The sequence below is a fragment of the Paraburkholderia phosphatilytica genome (assembly GCF_003443895.1).
Lineage (GTDB): Bacteria > Pseudomonadota > Gammaproteobacteria > Burkholderiales > Burkholderiaceae > Paraburkholderia > Paraburkholderia phosphatilytica.
Genome location: NZ_QQOA01000047.1, coordinates 1 through 17110, shown reverse-complemented (window position 1 = coordinate 17110; position 17110 = coordinate 1). Strand labels below are relative to the sequence as shown.

Annotated in this window: 16 protein-coding genes and 1 pseudogene; 8 read left to right on the top strand and 9 right to left on the bottom strand. The window is 66.2% G+C overall.

Features of this window, described 5'->3' with window-relative positions:
- Positions 1-228: 228 nt before the first annotated feature.
- Positions 229-840, top strand: coding sequence for a LysE family translocator (locus tag DVS29_RS31640; protein ID WP_118184474.1), 612 nt, complete (start codon positions 229-231; stop codon positions 838-840).
- Between the two features lie 63 nt (positions 841-903).
- On the opposite strand, the gene DVS29_RS31635 is transcribed toward DVS29_RS31640, so the two are convergent.
- From DVS29_RS31635 to DVS29_RS31625, 3 genes are all read right to left on the bottom strand, one after another.
- On the bottom strand, positions 904-1365 hold the full coding sequence (locus DVS29_RS31635) for a VOC family protein (RefSeq protein WP_118184473.1): 462 nt from the start codon (positions 1363-1365) through the stop codon (positions 904-906).
- Positions 1366-1480: 115 nt separating this feature from the next.
- On the bottom strand, positions 1481-2170 hold the full coding sequence (locus DVS29_RS31630) for a CBS domain-containing protein (protein WP_118184508.1): 690 nt from the start codon (positions 2168-2170) through the stop codon (positions 1481-1483).
- A gap of 80 nt (positions 2171-2250) precedes the next feature.
- Positions 2251-2562 (bottom strand): hypothetical protein, encoded by a 312-nt coding sequence (locus tag DVS29_RS31625; RefSeq protein ID WP_118184472.1) that lies wholly within the window; start codon positions 2560-2562, stop codon positions 2251-2253.
- 245 nt (positions 2563-2807) lie between these two features.
- Between DVS29_RS31625 and DVS29_RS31620 the strand changes: the two genes are divergently transcribed.
- From DVS29_RS31620 to atpC, 6 genes are read left to right on the top strand one after another with little or no spacing between them, the layout of a single operon-like run.
- Complete coding sequence (locus DVS29_RS31620; protein ID WP_118184507.1) at positions 2808-4631, top strand: PHA/PHB synthase family protein; 1824 nt, start codon at positions 2808-2810, stop codon at positions 4629-4631.
- Positions 4628-6031 carry a bifunctional enoyl-CoA hydratase/phosphate acetyltransferase gene (locus tag DVS29_RS31615; RefSeq protein ID WP_118184471.1) on the top strand — a complete coding sequence of 468 codons (1404 nt, stop codon included), beginning with the start codon at positions 4628-4630 and terminating at the stop codon, positions 6029-6031. Before DVS29_RS31620 ends, DVS29_RS31615 begins: the two co-directional genes overlap by 4 nt.
- Positions 6028-7221, top strand: a complete 1194-nt coding sequence (locus DVS29_RS31610) for an acetate/propionate family kinase (protein ID WP_118184470.1) — start codon at positions 6028-6030, stop codon at positions 7219-7221. The genes DVS29_RS31615 and DVS29_RS31610 overlap by 4 nt, the downstream gene beginning before the upstream one ends.
- 8 nt (positions 7222-7229) lie before the next feature.
- Positions 7230-7991 (top strand): enoyl-ACP reductase FabI, encoded by a 762-nt coding sequence (fabI, locus tag DVS29_RS31605; protein WP_205962557.1) that lies wholly within the window; start codon positions 7230-7232, stop codon positions 7989-7991.
- Positions 7992-8027: 36 nt separating this feature from the next.
- Positions 8028-8885 (top strand): ATP synthase F1 subunit gamma, encoded by an 858-nt coding sequence (gene atpG / locus DVS29_RS31600; protein ID WP_118184468.1) that lies wholly within the window; start codon positions 8028-8030, stop codon positions 8883-8885.
- Between the two features lie 10 nt (positions 8886-8895).
- Complete coding sequence (gene atpC / locus DVS29_RS31595; RefSeq protein WP_118184506.1) at positions 8896-9333, top strand: ATP synthase F1 subunit epsilon; 438 nt, start codon at positions 8896-8898, stop codon at positions 9331-9333.
- 51 nt (positions 9334-9384) lie between these two features.
- Here the strand turns inward: atpC and DVS29_RS31590 are convergent, their stop codons facing one another.
- The 4 genes from DVS29_RS31590 to hpsN all read right to left on the bottom strand — a co-directional run bounded on the left by DVS29_RS31590 (position 9385) and on the right by hpsN (position 14063).
- Positions 9385-10791: an MFS transporter gene (locus DVS29_RS31590; protein WP_118184467.1), complete on the bottom strand. Its 1407-nt coding sequence runs from the start codon at positions 10789-10791 to the stop codon at positions 9385-9387.
- Between the two features lie 84 nt (positions 10792-10875).
- On the bottom strand, positions 10876-11883 hold the full coding sequence (locus DVS29_RS31585) for a galactitol-1-phosphate 5-dehydrogenase (RefSeq protein ID WP_118184466.1): 1008 nt from the start codon (positions 11881-11883) through the stop codon (positions 10876-10878).
- A 27-nt stretch (positions 11884-11910) separates the two neighbouring features.
- Positions 11911-12684: an SDR family NAD(P)-dependent oxidoreductase gene (locus tag DVS29_RS31580; RefSeq protein WP_118184465.1), complete on the bottom strand. Its 774-nt coding sequence runs from the start codon at positions 12682-12684 to the stop codon at positions 11911-11913.
- Between the two features lie 65 nt (positions 12685-12749).
- The gene (gene hpsN, locus DVS29_RS31575; protein WP_118184464.1) at positions 12750-14063 is read right to left on the bottom strand and encodes a sulfopropanediol 3-dehydrogenase; all 1314 of its coding nucleotides are present in this window, start codon (positions 14061-14063) and stop codon (positions 12750-12752) included.
- Positions 14064-14357: 294 nt separating this feature from the next.
- On the opposite strand from hpsN, the gene DVS29_RS31570 reads away from it, so the two are divergent.
- Positions 14358-15386 carry a LacI family DNA-binding transcriptional regulator gene (locus DVS29_RS31570; protein ID WP_118184463.1) on the top strand — a complete coding sequence of 343 codons (1029 nt, stop codon included), beginning with the start codon at positions 14358-14360 and terminating at the stop codon, positions 15384-15386.
- On the opposite strand, the gene dctA is transcribed toward DVS29_RS31570, so the two are convergent.
- Together dctA and DVS29_RS31560 are read right to left on the bottom strand one after the other, a co-directional pair.
- Positions 15381-16763: a C4-dicarboxylate transporter DctA gene (gene dctA, locus DVS29_RS31565; RefSeq protein ID WP_240655905.1), complete on the bottom strand. Its 1383-nt coding sequence runs from the start codon at positions 16761-16763 to the stop codon at positions 15381-15383. The genes DVS29_RS31570 and dctA overlap by 6 nt on opposite strands.
- A 181-nt stretch (positions 16764-16944) precedes the next feature.
- Positions 16945-17110 (bottom strand): annotated as a pseudogene (locus DVS29_RS31560) (UxaA family hydrolase); the annotation flags it as partial.

Here is a 17110-nt window from a genome sequence, read left to right as displayed (position 1 = left end):
GCGCAGGCGCAATCGCCGTGTCGCGCGGCGTGCACAACGAATGCGGTTTTACGTTGCGCACGCCGCGTTTTTCATTTCCGTTGCTGCAGTGCGATCGGACTTCGACGCGCGCGAAGCCGTGCCGACCCCGTGGCGCGGCGGTTGTCCGCACGCCTCAACCCCGCGATAATCGAACGCCTTCCCTTCACTTTTCGAACGGATCCAGTCCGGTTCCGATGGAGCGATCACATGGCGTTTTCAGCGCTGCTCGTGTTTGCACTGGCATTGATCGTCGCGGCCGGCACGCCCGGCCCGAGCATCGCGGCGCTCGTCGCCCGCGTGCTGAGCAACGGCATGCGCGACGTGCTGCCGTTTCTCGCCGCGATGTGGCTCGGCGAAGCACTCTGGCTAGGTTGCGCCGTTGCGGGCCTCGCGGTGATCGCGCGCACGTTCGGCACGTTCTTCATCGTGCTGAAGTTCATCGGCGTTGCGTATCTGATGTTCCTCGCGTGGAAGATGTGGTTCGCACCGACGGACGCCGATGCGCGCAAGCTGCCCGAAGGCCAGTCGCCGTGGCGGATGTTCTGCGCGGGGCTCGTCGTCACGCTCGGCAATCCGAAGATCATGGTGTTCTATCTCGCGCTGCTGCCCACCCTCGTCGACCTGTCGCGCGTCGGCACGCTTGCGTGGCTTGAACTGACGCTCACGATGTTCGTCGTGCTCGCGAGCGTCGACTTCGCGTGGGCACTGCTCGCCGCGCGCGCTCGCGCCCTGCTGACGAGCCGGCGCGCGCTGAAGATTGCAAACCGCACGAGCGCGACGGTGATGGCCGGCGCAGCCGTGGAGATTGCTACGCGTTGAGTGAACGCTGAGTAATACGTCGCTGAAGCGCGGGCTTCAGCGACACAGCACACTGCCGCGCGCTCAGGCCCAGCCTTCGATCGTCAGGCCGCTGTCGCGCTCGGCATCTTCGCGCGAGACCTTTTTCACGGTCTGGCCGAAGCTCCAAACGTGGCCCTCCGGATCGCGGGCCGCGTAGACGCGGTCGCCATAGAACTGATCCGCCGGCTCGCGCGTGATCACCGCGCCGGCAGCACGAGCCCGCGCGCAATGCTCGTCGATACCGCTCTGCAACTGCACGTGCACGCCCGCGGTGTTCTTGCCGCCTACCCCGAGCGGACTCGACATATCCTCCGAGTACTCGCTGCCGACCATGATGTAGCCGTCGCCGAATTTCATCTCCGAATGCGCGAGCTTGCCTTCGCTATCCGTGACGAGCAGCGTCCGTTCGAAGCCAAACGCCTTTTCCAGCCATTCGAGCGCGACCATCGGCTCGCGGTAGTACACCGCGGTGCCGAAGGTCGGGCGGCGAAATGGATCGTCCATGTTGCCTCCTCCTGGGTTGAACATCAGCGTGGATATTCAACATCCTGGCTGAGGATCTGGAAAAGGCAAGCCGGGCTGCTCGTAGGGTAGATCGTCCGCACTCGCAGCGCCCCGTTCACATCGCCGGGATCACGACCGGATAACCGAGATGGTTCTCCACGCCCTTCACACCCGGCACGCGCTCGATGGTCACGCGGATCGCGTCGCGCTCCTCCTCTGAACGCACCGTGCCCCACACGTGCACGATGCCGTCCACCACGACAAGGTTCTCCGCCGCCATCGCCCAGCGATGTCCGCCAAGCGCCTGCACGGCGTGACGGTGGATGGTTTCGTCGGCGGCCTGGGTCTTCGCGTCGGACGGCGCTTCGCCCGCGAGCATGTGAATCAGGTTCGAGCGGCTGACGATGCCCACCACGCGTCCCTCCTGCAGCACCGGCACACGCTTGATATGGTGACGATCGAGCAGATCCGCGATCTCGCCGAGCGAACTCGTCGGGCGCACCGAGATCACGTTGTCCGTCATCACGTCGCCCACCTTGAGCGCGTGCTCCTTCAGGTATTCGCCGGCCAGCTCGCGCGTGGAATGCAGAAACTCCGCGAGCCACGTGCGTTGCCGCCTGAGCGTACCCGTTTCGATGCGATGCAGAAGGTCGCCTTCGCTGACGATACCGACAACCTGTCCCTCGTCGTCGACGACCGGCATGCCGCTGATGCGATGCTCCGTCAGCAGCGCGGCTGCGTGATAAACCGAGGTCTCTGGCGTCACGGTAATGACGTCCGTGGTCATGATGTCCGAGGCTTGCATGGTGTTCTCCATTTCGATGCAGTGCCTGCTCACTCTAGACGCGCGCGCCGCTTCGTCGTTGATCTGCATCAACGCCCGCTTCACGCCGAACGCGCGGCATGCTCCTCCGCGAGCGTCCGCTCCGCCAGCGTGAACGCGAGTCGCACCGCCGCGTGCGGATCGCTGTCGATACAGCGGCCGATCGCGCGCAAGCCCTTCAGGCGCGTGATCAGATCGAGACGCGCATCGTACAGACGGCCGGCGCCCGGTCCGCCGAGCGCTTCGATCGTGAGGTGGCAGCCGGACAGCACGGCGCTGAATCGCGCGATGCGCACGAGCTGGACGCCCGCCTCGGCTTCGAGCGGCACCGAGCCCGCGAAGCCAAGATAGACGATCTGCATTCCCACTCCCATTGCTTCCCCCTCCTGCGCGCCGCAATCCGCCTGTGCTGCGTTTTCTGTGTGTGTTGCGCTGCGCCGGCACGTCGGCCGTCTTCTTCGAGATGATGTGCCGCGCCGCCGCCGAACTGTTGACGTGCGTCAAGCACGAGCGAGAGTTCGTGAACCGGAGCGTGCGCGGACCTTTGACATGGATCAACTGTGCAGACGAATCGCGCCGCTACAGTCATCGCATGACGCTCACCGACGAGGACCTTCCGATGGACACCCTCGCATCGCCCGCCGCCCAGTCTCCGCCTGCCACCCGGTCAACCGCGACCGCACACGTCACGACCGATCCATCCGCCCCCTACCGCGCGCTCGATCACGCGAAAGAAGCGATGATCGCGCGCCTGACGGGTGGACTGTCGCCCGCCGCGCTCGGCGCCGCGTTCTCGGACTGGCTGATTCACCTGCTCGCGGCCCCTGGCAAGCAGCTCGAACTCGCGACGCTCGCCGCGCGCAACGCGGCGCACGTGGCCGGCTACGCGACGAGCGTCGCGCGCGGCGAATACGCTGTCCCGCTCGCGGAGCGGTCGCCCGGCGACCATCGCTTCACGGCGGACGCATGGCAAACCGAGCCGTTCCGGCTATGGCAGCAACTGTTCCTGCAAACGGAGCACTGGTGGAGCGCGGCGACGCACGGCGTGCCCGGTACGACGCGCCACCATGAGGACGTGGTGGCCTTCGTCGCGCGGCAGTGGCTCGATGTTTTCGCGCCGGGCAACTTCGCGCCGACCAACCCCGACGTGCTGCAGCGAACCGCCGCGACATTCGGCATGAACCTGATGCAAGGGCTCGCGAACGCAACCGACGACGCGCGCCGCGTCGCAACGGCCCAGCCGCCGGCCGGCATCGAACAGTTCGAGGTTGGCCGCGATCTCGCGGTGACACCGGGCAAGGTCGTGTATCGCAATCACCTGATCGAGCTGATCCAGTACCGCCCCACCACCGCGAACGTGTGCGCGGAGCCGGTGCTGATCGTGCCCGCGTGGATCATGAAGTACTACATCATCGACCTGTCGCCGCACAACTCGCTCGTGCGCTATCTCGTCGAGCACGGCCATACGGTGTTCTGCATCTCGTGGCGCAACGTCGATGCCGATGACCGCGACCTGAGCCTCGACGACTACCGGCGCATGGGTGTGATGGCCGCGCTCGATGCGATCGGCAAGATCGCGCCGGACCGCAGGATTCACGCGGCCGGCTACTGCCTCGGCGGAACGTTGCTCACGATCGCGGCCGCCGCGATGGCGAACGCGCACGACACGCGTCTCGCGTCGCTGACGCTGTTCGCCGCGCAGACCGACTTCACCGAGCCCGGCGAACTGCAGCTCTTCATCGACGACAGCGAGGTCTATTTCCTCGAAAGCATGATGTGGTCGCAGGGCTATCTCGCGGCGAACCAGATGGCGGGCGCGTTCCAGCTGCTGCAGTCGAACGACCTGATCTGGTCGCGCGTCGTGCACGACTACCTGCTCGGCGAACGCACGCCGATGATCGATCTGATGGCCTGGAACGCCGACGCGACGCGCATGCCGTACCGGATGCACACCGAGTATCTGCGGCGGCTCTTTCTCGACAACGATCTCGCCTGCGGCCGCTACGAGGTGGACGGCCACCCGGTGTCGATCCGCAACATCCGCGCGCCGATGTTCGTCGTCGGTACCGAGCGCGATCACGTCGCGCCGTGGCGCTCCGTCTACAAGATCCACTCGCTGGCCGATACCGACGTCACGTTCGTGCTGACAGGCGGCGGTCACAACGCCGGCATCGTGAGCGAACCGGGGCATCCGCATCGGCGCTTCCGGATCGGCCACACCGCGGCCGACGATCCGCGCGTGGCGCCCGATGAATGGGCGGCCGCCGCATCGTCGCGCGAAGGCTCATGGTGGCCCGCATGGAACGACTGGCTGAACGCGCATTCGGATCCGCAGCGCGTCGCGCCGCCCGCGATTCCCGCCGATCCACGCGACGCACATGGCGCACCGCTGCCCGACGCGCCCGGCAGCTACGTGCTGCAGCGCGTGGAGGACCGCCCATGAACGCGAATCTGCTGCGCAACCGCACCTTCGATCAGCTCGCGATCGGCGACACCGCGTCGCTCGTGCGGGTCGCGGGCCAGGACGACATCGATCTGTTCGCGGCCGTCTCCGGCGACGTCAACCCGGCGCACGTGGACCCGCTGTTCGCATCGAACGATCTGTTCGGCCATGTCGTCGTGCATGGGATGTGGACCGGCGCGCTCGTCTCCGCCGTGCTCGGCACGCGTCTGCCGGGCCCCGGCACGATCTACCTCGATCAGACGCTCGAGTTCCGGCATCCCGTCGCGCCCGGCGATACGGTCACGGCCACCGTCACCGTGAAGGAGAAACACGAGGACAAGCGGATCGTGCTGCTCGACACCCGCTGCACGAACCAGCAAGGCAAGACCGTGCTGCTCGGCACCGCGACCGTGATTGCACCGTCTACCCCGGTGGTGTGGCCCGCGACGCCGCGGCCCGACGTCGCCGTGCGCAGGCACGACCGCTACGAAGCGTTCATTCGCGACGCACGCGCGCTGCCGCCGCTGCGCACGGCGATCGTGCATCCATGTTCGGCCGATGCGTTGCTCGCTGCGGTGGAGGCGCGCGACGAAGGGCTGATCGAGCCGACACTCGTCGGCCCCGGCGCGAAAATCCATGCGGCCGCCGAAGCCGCCGGCATCGACCTGAAGGGCATCCCGATCGAGCTGGTCGAGCATAGCCATGCCGCGGCCGCGCGCGCCGTGCAGCTCGGCGCCGAGGGCGAAGTGGACGCGCTGATGAAAGGCAGCCTGCATACCGACGAGCTGCTGGAAGCGGTCGTCGCGCCCGGCTCGCCGCTGCGCACGGAGCGGCGCGTCAGTCACGTCTACGCGATGGACGTGCCCGCGTATCCGAAGCCGTTGATCGTCACCGATGCCGCGGTCAATATCGCGCCGACGCTCGCGCACAAGCGCGACATCTGCCAGAACGCGATCGACATGATGCGTCTGCTCGGCGTCAGCCGGCCGCGCGTCGCGGTGCTCGCGGCCGTCGAAACCGTCAACCCGAAAATGCCGACCACGCTCGATGCGGCCGCCCTCACCGCGATGGCCGCGCGCGGCCAGATCACCGGCGCGCTCGTCGACGGTCCGCTCGCGTTCGACAACGCGATCAGCGCGGCGGCGGCCACCACCAAGAGCATCGCGTCGCCCGTTGCGGGCAACGCCGACATCCTGCTCGTGCCCAACCTCGAAGCGGGCAACCTGCTCGCGAAGCAGCTCGTCTACTTCGCCGGCGCGGACGCAGCGGGCCTCGTGCTCGGCGCGCGCCTGCCGATCGTCGTGACGAGCCGTGCCGACAGCCTGCGTGTGCGGCTCGCGTCGGCGGCGCTCGCGAAGCTCGTCGCGGAACGCTCGCGGGATGCCAAGGCCGCATCGTGAGCGCGCCGCTGCTGCTGACCTTCAATGCGGGCTCGTCGTCGATCAAGATCGGCGTGTTCAGCATCGTCGGCGGCGCGGCGGTGCGGATCGGCGACGGCCTGATCGATCTGCGGCGCGCACCGCTGCGCCTGCATCTCGACAACTGCGAGCAGCGCGTCGACATCGCGCTCGAATCTTCGATCACAGACGACCTGCACGACGCGATCGACGAAACGCTCGGCTGGTTCGCCGCGCATTTTCCGATCGACCGGCTGGTGTCGGTCGGTCATCGCGTCGTGCATGGCGGCGACCGCTTTGCGGGGCCGGTCGTACTCGACGACGGCACCGTCGCGGCCATCGACGCGCTCGTGCCGCTCGCGCCGCTGCACCAGCCGCAGTGCCTGCGGCTGATCCGCGCGCTGCGGCACCTGCGCCCGCATCTCGCGCAATCCGCGTCGTTCGACACCGCGTTTCATCGCACGCAGACGGACACCGTGCGCCGCTTCGCGCTGCCACGCGCGCTGTTCGACGAAGGCATCAAGCGCTACGGATTTCACGGTCTGTCGTACCGGTTCGTGCTGGGTGAACTCGCATGGCAGCTGCCGCAGTTCGCGCGCGGCAACATCGTGGCCGCGCATCTGGGCAGCGGCGCGAGCCTCGCCGCGTTCGAAGCCGGCATCAGCCGCGATTCCAGCATGGGCTTCTCGACGCTCGACGGCATTCCGATGGCCACGCGTTGCGGCGCGCTCGATGCCGGCGTCGTGCTGCATCTGATCCGGCAGCGCGGCATGAGTCCAGCCGACGTCGAAGCAATGCTGTACGGACGTTCCGGATTGCTAGGCGTATCGGGCATCAGCGCGGACAGCCGCGAGCTGCTCGCGAGCACGCGGCCCGAAGCGCGCGAAGCGCTCGACCTGTTCGCGTTTCGCATCGCCGGCGAAGCCGCGCGACTCGCGACCACGCTCGGCGGACTGGACGGGCTCGTGTTCACGGCAGGCATCGGCGAGCATCAGCCCGAAGTGCGCGCGGCGATCTGCGCACGGCTCGCATGGCTCGGCATCGATCTCGACGCGCAGGCGAACGAACGCAACGCCCGCGTGATCAGCAGCGAACGCAGCCGCATCGCCGTGATCGTACTGCCCACCGACGAAGAACAGATCATCGCCGACGAAGCCGTCGCGCTCCTCCACCAGGACACTACGACACGATGAAACCCGTCATCGATCTGAGCGGCAAACGCGGCCTCGTGGTCGGCATTGCCAACGCGCAGAGCATCGCCACCGGTTGCGCGCGCGCGTTCCGCGACGCGGGCGCCGAACTCGCGATAACTTACCTCAACGAGAAGGCGGAACCGTTCGTGCGGCCGGTCGCCGACGCGCTCGATTGTGCGATCGTGCTGCCCTGCGACGTCATCGCGCCGGACCAGCTCGAAGCCGTGTTCGCCCGAATCGCCGAGGACTGGGGCACGCTCGACTTCGTGCTGCATTCGATCGCGTTCGCGCCGCGCGACGATCTGCATGCGAGCCTCGTCGACTGCTCCGCCGAAGGCTTCGCGCTCGCGATGGACGTGTCGTGTCATTCGTTCATCAGGATGGCGAAACTTGCACTGCCGCTGATGAAAAATGGCAGCAGCCTGATGACGGTGAGCTTCTACGGCGCCGAGCGCGCGGTCGATCACTACAATGTGATGGGCCCGGTCAAGGCCGCGCTCGAATCGTCCGTGCGCTATCTGGCCGCGGATCTCGCATCGCGCGGTATCCACGTGCACGCGCTCTCGCCCGGCGCGGTGAAGACGCGCGCCGCGTCCGGCATCGACCACTTCGACGCGCTGCTCGACGACGTGCAGCAGCACACGCCGGCCCATCATCGCGTGACGATCGACGAGATCGGGCGGATCGCTGCCGTGCTGGCAAGCGATGCAGGCATGACGCTCACCGGCGCGACGATCTTCGCGGACGCCGGCTATCACGTGATCGCCTGACGGCGCATCGCCTTGACCAGGGAGTCCGCGAACAGCATGCACACGCGAGCCATCCGTTCGAAGATGAACAGCACGCACGCGACGCGCAAGATCACGCGCGCGATGGAAACGATGGCGCGCACGAAAATGGCCGCCGCGCAGCGACGCGCGCGCGAACTGCGTCCGTACGCGCAACGCGTCAGGCAGATGGCGCAGCGGATGATGAGCGACAAGCCCGACTACGCGTCGCTGCTGACCCAGCAGCGCGAACACGTGAAGCGTGTGGGACTCGTCGTCGTCAGCACCGATCGCGGCCTGTGCGGCCCGCTCAATACCCGCCTGCTGATGCGCTGCGTCGATGCGCTCGAAGGCTGGAACCAGCGCGGCGTGGAGGCAGAGTTCAGCGTAATCGGCGCCCGCGCGCTGATGCCGCTGCTGCGTCACGGCGCGAACGTCGTCGCGCGCGCGGGCACGATAGCCGACGCCGCGCACTTCGACGCGATACTCGGCGCGATCCTGGTGCCGCTCGACGCGTTCATTCATGGCGAGCTTGACGAAGTCTGGGTCGCCTACAACCGGCTCACCAGCGCGATCGCATACGAACCGCGCGTGGAACGCCTGCTGCCCATCGCCGAATTCGAGCGGCCTGCCGGACCGACCGCCACCTATCTGTACGAGCCGGGCCAGAAAGCGGTGATCGACACGTTGCTGCTGCGTTATGTGGAAGCGTGCTTCTATCAGGCCGTGGTCGAGAACGATGCCTGCGAGCAATGCGCGCGCATGTTCAGCATGCAGACCGCGACGGAGAACGCCGACCGCATGCTGCGCGATCTGCGCCATCTGTACCAGAAGATGCGGCAGACGCAGATCACCACCGAAATCTGCGAAATCGTCGCCGGTGCGGCGGCCGTTTGAGGAGCACGCATTGAGCAGCTTCAGGCTCGACATCGTCAGTGTCGGCGCATCGCTGTATTCGGGCGATGCGCGCTTCGTGGTCGTGCCGGGCGAAAGCGGAGAGCTCGGCATCTGTCCACGCCACATCCCGCTTTTCACGACGATCCGCCCAGGCGTCGTGACGATCACCGAAGCGACGAACGACGCGCCGCATCGGCTGCTGGTGGCGGGCGGCGTACTGGAGGTGGCGCGCGATGGCGTGACGCTCGTCGTCGACCATGCGCTGCGCAGCGCCGAACTCGACGCCGCGCGTGCCGATACCGCGCGCCGGGCCGCGCGCGACTGGCGGATGCGCCACGCAGACCAGCGCCCCACTACGTTCGATTTCGCGGCGGCGAGAGCCGATCTGATGGACGAGATCCGGCGGTTCTTCGCGCTTGCGATGCAGCGGGATTCCGGCGTGCGTTGATGGATGCGCTGCCGTTTCGCGGCAGCGCCCGGCAAACAACTCAAAGCGGCCTCAAAGCAGCCCTTCCACCACCGACTCACTGTGCTCCGGTTCGCGCTTTCCATCCATGCTGTCGACTGGCTCCCATTTGATCAGCAACGCCGCCACCAAACCGAGCGCCGGAACGAGCAACAGGAGTCCGATCATGTTGTAGAACCCGACCGACGCCATCAGGATCGGGAAGAAGTAGAAGCCCATGATGCTTCCCACGCGCACCATGCCTTGCCCCCAGCCCGTGCCCACTCCACGGATCCGCGTCGGGTACGACAGCGCCGCCATGGTCATACCCTGCGCGCCAGGTCCGAACGAATGCCCGAGGATCATCAGCCCGACGAGCAGACCGCGATAGACGACCGACAGCGAATCGTGCAGCCCGAACAGCGCCAGCAGCGCGACGAGCACCAGCAGGTAGCCCGCGATCGCCATTCTTCTCGAACCCATTTTCCGGGTGACCGCGACGCCGAGCAGCGCACCGCCTATCCCGAACATGTTGAACGCGATAGCGCCGAGGATCGCGTGAATGAACTCCTTGCCGAACAGCGTCTGCGAGATCGATGGCAGGTTGAAGCCGATCGCGAAATACTCCATGCTCTGCGTCGCGCAGATGACCGAGACGAGCAGCGTCCGCTTGAGGAACCGCGACGAAAAGATCTCGCCGAAACGGGCCTCGTCGGGCGGCGGCGTTACCGCGCGGCTCACCGTTCGCACCACGCGCGTCTTGATCTTGTACGTCGCTTCGAGAATGCGCGCGGCTTCGTCCAGCCCCAGGTTCTCCGCTGCCCACGGTGCGCTTTCCTTCACGTACTTGAAGCGCAACCCGAGAATGATCAGCGCCGGAACCGCGCCGAAGCCGACCGCGACCCGCCATAAATCGTCGGCAAAGCCGGCGAAGTAAAACGGAAGGATGATCAAACCGGTACACGAGGCCGCGACGTACCACATCAGCTGCCAGAGATTGACGCCCGCCGCGCGCCGGTTCTTGCTGACGAATTCGGCGATGAAGCTCAACGCGACGGGAAAGTCGAGGCCCACGCCGAGACCGAGCAGAAAGCGGAATATCAGCAGCATCGGCAGGTTGACGGAGAACGCGGCGCCAAGTGCCGACGCGACGAGCAGCACGAGATCCACCAGAAACATCTTGTAGCGGCCCACCTTGTCGGTGGCCTTGCCGCCCCAGATCGCGCCGACGAACGCGCCGATCGCCATCATCGCCGTTACGCTGCCGACTTCGAACGGACTCAGTCCGAACGTGCGTTGCAGCGTCGGCACGCCGATGCCGAGACTCGTGAAGTCATAGGCATCGACGAACACGCCACCCAGCGCGATCATCACGATCAACGCGGTCGAGCGCATGCCTGGATGTTCGTCGACAAAGTCCGAGACGTCTCTTGCACTCCTGATGACCAACTCTTCCTTCATGGTTGTCTCCTGAATGGTTTTGCATGGCCGGCTGCATCGATACCGTCGGTTCCGGCGGGCAGGCGCTCGCCGCATTGCTTGCTGCTAAAGTGCGGGCACGAGCAGCACCTTCGCCGACGTGGCCAGTCCCCGGTCCAGATCCGCGAATGCCCGCGCGCCTTCCGACAACGGCCGCTCGTCGAGCCACTCCAGCGTGCCGAATGCGCGTTCGCGCAAGGCGCGGACCGTCGCGCGCAGATCCGCCATCGTGTACGTGTAGGTGCCGAGCAGCGTGATTTCCGCGAGCGTGAGCTTGCGCATGTCAATTTCGCTCGCCCAGTCCTGCAGGCCGATGTGCATTACGACGCCGCCCGGCTTCACCGCCTGCAGCGCGCTCGTGCGCGTCGCTTTCGCACCGACGGCATCGATCACGAGGTCGTAGTGATCGGACTCGACCGCCGACTGCAACGGATCGATCGTGCGGCACGCCGCGTGACGTTCCGCCGATGCGCGCCGCGACGCATTCGTCTCGGCGAGCACTGTCTCGCGGCAACCGTACGAGCGCAGCAGCAACGCGCTGAACAGGCCGATCGCGCCGCCGCCGATCACCAGAACCTTGCATTCCGGCAGCGGGCGTGCGAGCGAGCGCATCGACAGGTTGATCGCATGAAGCGCGGTTGCAGCGGGTTCCGTCACAGCCGCGTGGCGCGCGGGCATGTCCTGCGGAATCGCCACCAGGCTCGAGGCCGGGATCGACATGTATTCGGCGAACGCGCCTGGCCGCGTCATGCCGACCATCGTGCGGTTCGCGCACAGATTGTCGCGACCCTGCACGCAGAATTCGCAGGCGCCGCAGGTGATCAGCGGATTGCCGGTGACGCGCATGCCCTCATTCCATCCCGCCGCGCGACTCGCGGTCACGGTGCCGGCAAACTCGTGGCCGAGCACGAGACCCGGTTTGCGGCGCGGGTCGTGTCCATGGAACGCGTGCATGTCGGAACCGCAGATTCCGACCGCGTCGATCTTCAGTACGACTTCGCCGTCGGCGGGTACCGGGCGCTCACGCTCCTGCAACTGCATTTCATTCGGCTGCGTATAAACAAGGGCTTTCATTGAAACTGTCTCCGTCGATCGTGGTCGTCAGCGCGCCGTGTAGCCGCCATCGACCATGATGGTCTGACCGCTGATATAGGCGGACGCATCGCTCGCGAGAAACACGGTGAGGCCAGCGAGATCGTCCAGTTGGCCATTGCGTCCAATGCAGGTCTGCTCCGCGTGCCGGCGCGCGAGCGCTTCGTCCGCGAATACGGCTGCGGTGAGCGCCGTCGGGAAGAAGCCCGGGCCGATCGCGTTGCAGGTGATGCCGTGCCGGCCCCACGCCTGCGCGATCGCCCGCGTCAGCTGCACGATGCCGCCTTTGCCCGCGCCGTACGGCGCGCTGTCGGGAAACGCGCGATACGACTGCAACGACGCAATGTTGATCACCCTGCCCCAGCCGCAGTCCTTCATCTGCGGTGCGAGCGCCTGGGTCAGAAAGAACGGCGCGCCCAGATGCAACGCGATCTGCGTTTGCCACGTTTGCGGCGTGATCGCCTCGAACGGCTGACGCAGGTTTACGCCGGCCGCGTTGACGAGAATGTCGATGCGGCCGGTCTGCTGTAACGCCTGCTCCGCGCACGTTTTCGCTGCGGCGGGATCGCTCAGGTCGCAGGCAACCCAGTGCGTGGCGATGCGATCGCGGTCGAGGCTCGCCACCGCTTCGCGCAGCGCATCCTCGCGACGCGCCGCCAGCACCACGCGCGCGCCGCCGCGACCCAGCGCGCGCGCCATCGCCAGACCGATTCCCGCGTTGCCGCCCGTCACGAGCGCGGTGCGGCCCGCGAGGCTGAACATCTGTAGTGCGTCTGCATCCATCGATAACTCCGGTTCGATGACTCCGGTTCGAGATGACTGCGCGAAAGCGCGCCGGCTGCGTGCGCCTAGACCTTGACGGCCTCGCCGCGCTCGAACACCTCGTCGGGGAAATACTTGCGCAGACGATCGTCCGCGGTGCGCGCGTGCGCTTCCATCCCTTCGAGACGCGAAATGCGCGCGGTGACCTCGCCGATCTTCTTCGCGCCGTCACGCGTCATGCGCTGCCATGTCAGCGTCTTCACGAACTTATGCACGGAAAGACCGCCGGAATAGCGCGCCGCGCCCTTGGTGGGCAGCACGTGGTTGGGGCCGCTCGTCTTGTCGCCGAACGCAACCGTGGTCTCTTCGCCAAGAAAGAGCGAGCCGTAGCAGGTCAGGTTCGCGAGCCACCAATCGAGATCGGTCGCGTGCACTTCGAGATGCTCGGACGCGTAGCGGTCCGAGATCTCGACGATCTCCTCGCGCGAATCGCAGACGATTACCTCGCCGTAGTCGCGCCATGCTGCCGCGGCAGCGTCGCGCGCGGTGGGCGGCAAGTCGTCGATCAGGCGCGGCACGCGCGCCATCACTTCGGCCGCGAGCGCCTTCGACGTCGTGAAGAGCCACGCCGGCGATTCGTGCCCATGCTCCGCCTGACCGACGAGATCGCTCGCGACGATCGCCGGGTCGGCCGTTTCGTCGGCAATCACCGCGACTTCGGACGGACCCGCGAACACGTCGATGCCCACCTTGCCGAACAGCGTGCGCTTCGCTTCGGCGACGAACTTGTTGCCGGGACCGACGACGACATCGGCTGGCTTGCCGGTGAAGAGCCCATACGCCATCGACGCGATCGCCTGCACGCCGCCGAGCGTCATCACAATGTCCGCGCCCGCCGCCTTGAACGCGTACAACACGTACGGATGAATGCCGCCGCCGCGAAACGGGCTCGAGCACGCGATGATGGTCTTGACGCCCGCTGCCTTCGCCGTCGCCACGCCCATGTAGGCCGACGCGATGTGCGCATAGCGCCCCGCAGGCGCATAGCAGCCGACGACATTGACCGGAATCACGCGTTGACCCGCGGTCACGCCGGGATGCAGTTCGACGGAAAACTCTTCGATCGAACGGCGCTGCGCGGTCGCGAAGTCGTGCACCTGCTTCACCGCGAAGTCGATGTCGGCGCGGATGTGGGCCGGCACTTCACGCGTGCGCCGCTCGACTTCGTCCGGCGGCACGATGATCGAGCCTTCCCAATGATCGAGTTTCGCGGCATACGCGCGTACCGCGGCCTCGCCGTTCGCCTCGATCTCCGCGAGCATCTCGTCGACGACTTTGCGGGCCGTCGCCGTTTCCGTCTCAGGGGTTTTCGCGGCCTTCTTCACGTATAGAACGCTCATGGTCTGCTCCTTGCACCGCAGTGGCCGGCTCGTCGAACCGCCAAATGCAAGCGCTTGCATTTTGATGAGAAAAAAGAATGGTTGCGTCTCTTGCTTTAGGCTGAGTCCGCAAAACGCGGCGCTCACACTCTTCAAATTTTTCGACAGCAGCGAAATGCAACCGCTTGCATTTACTATAGAGACTCTCTGCCATCACTACATCGGGGATTGCACCTGGTCCGCATCATTCCCTCATGGTTCAAACGTGCGGGCGACTCTACAATGAGTGCTTGATCCGCTCCGGACGCACCCCGTATGACGACCGTTACGCGCCCGCGCATCGCCGATGTCGCAGCACTCGTTGGCCTGTCCACCTCGACGGTTTCGCGCGCGCTGTCCAATCCCGAGATGGTCAAGCCGCACACCCGCGAGCGCATTCTGCAGGCCGTCACGCGGCTCGGCTACGTACCGGACGGCGCGGCACGCGCGCTCGCGCTCGGTCGCGCGCGCATGATCGGCGCGATCGTGCCGACACTGGACAACGCAATCTTCGCGCGCGCGGTGCAAGGTCTGCAGGGCACGCTCGCGGGCGCCGGCTACCAGTTGCTGATCTCGGCGCACGAATACAACCTGGTCGCGGAAGCGGAAGCGGCCCGCGCACTGCTCGAACGCGCGATCGACGCGCTCGTGCTGGTCGGCGCGGAACACGCGCATGAAACCTGGGAACTCGTTCGCGCGAGCCGCATTCCACTGCTCATCACGTGGACCGACACGGTGTCCGGTCCGGACCAGCAGGCACCGCTGATCGGCTTCGACAACCGTCTGATCGGCCGGCTCGCCGCGCAGCATTTCATTTCGCTGGGCCATCGCGAGTTCGGCATGATCTCTGGCTTCACGCGCCACAACGATCGCGCGCGGCAGCGTGTGGAAGGCTTTCGCGACGAACTCGCGAAGGCCGGCATGAAGCTGCCGGAGGCGAACGTGATCGAAGAGCCGTTCGGCTTCGATAGCGGCCGCGCCGGGCTCAAGCATCTGATGCAGTTGCGGCCGCGCCCGACCGCCGTGTTCTGCGGTAACGACGTGCTCGCGCTCGGCTGCCTGTTCGAGGCGCAGAGCATGAACATCGCGGTGCCGCGCGAGCTGTCCATCGTCGGTTGCGACAATCTGCCGATCTCGTCGCAGGTCACGCCAGGACTCTCCACCGTGCTGCTGCCCACGTACGAACTCGGCCAGCGCGCAGCGACTGCGCTGCTCGACTGGCTGACGCTCGATCGCGTACCCACCAGCGAGACACTTCCGATCGAACTCGTGGTGCGCGGCACGAGCGCACCACCTCCGCTATGACGCATCGCGCGCTCCTGTCGCGGCGAACGTCTTGAGCTGCGCAGACCGCTTCGAGGTGGGACGCGGCGGCAACCGCAGCATCGCGTTTTCGATCGGCGAGCGCTCCTGCGGCGAGGCTTCGTCCGTCGAAGCGTCATGCGGCGACGCGAGCACGGCGCGCGCCGTCTCGACATCGAACTCGCCTTCCCAGCGCGCGACGACGAGCGTCGCGACCGAATTGCCGATCATGTTCACGATCGCGCGGACCTCGTTCAGCACGCGGTCGATCCCGAGGATGAGCGTGATACCCGCGACCGGAATGACCTGATGCGACGACAGCGTCGCGGTCAGCGCGACGAGCGCCGCGCCCGCCACACCTGCGCCGCCCTTCGACGTGAGCATCAGGATGGCCAGCAGCCCGAGTTGCTGCATCAGCGTGAGGTGCGTGTTGGTGGCCTGCGCGATGAACAGCGACGTCATCGTGAGATAGATCGCGGCGCCGTCGAGGTTGAACGAATAGCCGGTGGGCAGCACCAGACCGACAATCGACTTCGGACAGCCCAGCCGTTCGAGCTTTTCCATCAGCTGCGGCAGCACGGATTCGGTGGTCGACGTGCCGAGCACGATCAGCAGTTCCTCGCGCAGATACTTGAGGAGCGGCCACAGCCCGACCCCGGCCCAGCGGCACGCCGCGCCGAGCACGATGCCGACGAACAGGATGCTTGTCACGTAGAAGCAGAGAATCAGCAGGCCGAGTTGCTGCAGGCTCGCGATCCCATATTTGCCGACCGTAAACGCGATCGCGCCGAACGCACCGAACGGCGCAAGCCGCATGATCATCTCGACGATGCGCATCAGCACGTCGCCGAACTGTTCGATCGAGCGCAGCAGCAGGCGGCTACGCGCCGACATGATCGATAGCGCGAGCCCGAACAGCACCGAAAACAGCAGCACCTGTAGCAGATCGCCGCGCGCGAATGCACCGACCACCGAGTTCGGCACGATCAGTTCGAGGAAATTCGACTGCGACTGCGTGTGCGCTTCGTTCATGAAACGCGACACGCCGCTCGCATCGAGCGTCGCGGGATCGACGTTGAGGCCCGCGCCCGGATGCACGACGTTCGCGATTACGAGGCTAATCACGAGCGCGATCGTGGTGACCACCTCGAAGTAGATCAGCGTCTTCACGCCGACGCGCCCGACCTGCTTCAGGCTTTCCATCCGCGCGATGCCGACCGCCACCGTGCAGAAGATCAGCAGGGTGATCAGCATCTTGATCAGGCGGATGAAGGTATCGCCGAGCGGCTTGAACTGGACGCCTAGCGACGGCGCGAAATGACCGACGACGATGCCGGCCGCAAGTCCGATCAGGACTTGCACATAGAGATGCTTGAGCATGCGCAAGATGGTGTCTCCTCCACTCGCTGCTGCCAGAAGAAAACGGGCGCAGCGCACGGCACGCGCCGCTTCTTAGGACGGCGTCGTGCCGGCGTGCACGCCGGACGGGGACTTCGGTCTACCCTGCTTCTTCTATCGGTACTGCATGGGTACTGCGCGGTTGCCTGCTACAGGCGTCACGTCACGCGCTTTCGAACAGACGCGTGAGCACGAACTCGCGATGGCCCAGCGTTTCCGCCGAAATCCAGCGCCCGTTCGCGGTGGCGAGCATCGATTCGAGCAGCTTGTCGCCGGCCTGGTCGAGGTTCTGCTCGCGCTGCAGCAGGCCCGACACGTCCACGTCGATA